1 protein-coding gene is annotated in these 1,840 nt (G+C 42.7%); it reads right to left on the bottom strand.

Going from position 1 to position 1,840, the window contains the following annotated elements:
* Nucleotides 1–223: 223 nt before the first annotated feature.
* The gene (locus tag GF617_RS26790) at nt 224–1,636 is read right to left on the bottom strand and encodes an integrase family protein (RefSeq protein ID WP_203452773.1); all 1,413 of its coding nucleotides are present in this window, start codon (nt 1,634–1,636) and stop codon (nt 224–226) included.
* Nucleotides 1,637–1,840: the final 204 nt, after the last annotated feature.

The raw sequence follows: 1,840 nt of genomic DNA on the forward strand, positions 1-1,840 counted from the left end.
ATGATGTCCCTCTGGGATGCGCTCCGGATGAATATGATGATCTCATATCAGGAACTTGTTCGCACCTTCCTTAGCTCTGATAGCTTCTGGTTGAATTTCTGTAAATTCAGTTATTGTGTGAATCACTGTAGTTTATCTCCTGCTGAGTGAGTGAAATATCTTTAGACTGTGATTAAAAATACCTGAAAAATGTTTTCTGTCAACATATGGGTGTTTTTGTAACTCACTGATTTTTAAATAAATCAACACTATTCAACGCTGTTTTAATTCCTGCTTGTTCTAAGATCCATGTCTCAATTTTTTCGTGCCATTTTCGGAGCAAGTCCAGCGGACGGCGGCGATAGTGTTTTTCAGCAAGAGCACTAGGTTTATGGCCCATAATTTGCGCAACAATGCCTGTTGGTACTTCGACCCATTCAGCGAGGGTCCCGAAACTACGGCGTAATCCATGCAAACTGATATGTGGTAACTCAGCGCGGCTTAACGCTCGATTGTGTGCTGAACGAGGTTCAATAATTTTGCCGCTTTTGCTGTTACTCCTGAAAACCCAACCCTCCTTATTTACGTCAGAATTTGGGAATTGCGCTAGCGCACTTAACAGCTCAGAAACATAAGGAGTGAGAGGGATGATACGTTCGCCTTCGATCTTGTCTTTAATCCTCATGCTTGACCATTTGAAATCTACGTCAGACCACCGAAGTGACGCAATTTCTTCACGCCGTGCACCAGTGAGCAAAAGTACTTGGAGATATGCCGATGCAATGGGATTGTTGAGGTTACGCACGGCACTGAACCAGCTTTTTAGCTGTTCTTTTTGTAAGCAATCATCGGCTTTGCTCGCTGACACGGGAACCATTTTTCTTACGTTGTAATCTTGTGCCAGATCGCCAGGAATGATTCCTTGATATTTTTTCTGATAATTACTCCATTTAATGAAAGCACGTAGTAGGCGATAAGCGTGAGCAGTGACGGTAGGTCTATTTTGCCTTTCTGTACTAAGCCACGCAGCTATGTACTCTGGGGTTAGCTCTGATAACGGTAGGTCGAGCAAGTTAGCTAATGGTCCAGCCGAGGTCGGGCCCTGACCTCTTTTTTTACTTTCGCCTCCACGGTTGGACAAGTTAATGTGATCGGCAATGTATCGAGTAGAATATGGGCGTTTAGTTTTTGCGCTGATACCTGTTCTCAACTCTTGTAGGTAGTCTTCCCAGGCGACGGAGAAAGTCACTTTTGTTTTACGTGATTCAGCTTGCTGCGATTCTGCTTCTGCGATTTTTTCTGCCTTAGCAATACGTGGATCTATCCCGGTATCGATCAACGTTTGTAACCGCCTGGCTTCGGTCCTCGCATCATCAATCCTCCAGTCATTAATGTTGCCAATAGTCATGCGAAGGGTTCTCCCCGCATATACGCTTTGGAACACAAAGGCTTTGGCTCCACGAGTTGCCCGACATGCAAGGGTTGTTACATCTGCATCCCAAAGAAATGTTTGGTCTTTTCCTTCAGATAAAGCAAATTTTCGAATACGCTCGAAGGTGAGTTTTTGTCTTGGAAGTGCCACTTTAGAGCTCCAGATGAGAAATGTTACATCACCATAATGTAACGGATGGTGTAAGTAAATTAGGGAAATAAACATCAACACCTATCAATTTCAATCAATAGGTGATTGTTATAACTTCATGTTTTAAAATGAGTTAGTGGTTTTAAAGACAGATTTTTAAAGGGGTGGATATAGAATAACATCGCATTCGTAATGCGAAGGTCGTAGGTTCGACTCCTATTATCGGCACCATTCACTTCTATATTATTGATTTAGTTAGCATTAAATCCATTCAGAGTG

This window comes from Lelliottia sp. RWM.1 (assembly GCF_016859735.1).
Classification (GTDB): domain Bacteria; phylum Pseudomonadota; class Gammaproteobacteria; order Enterobacterales; family Enterobacteriaceae; genus Enterobacter.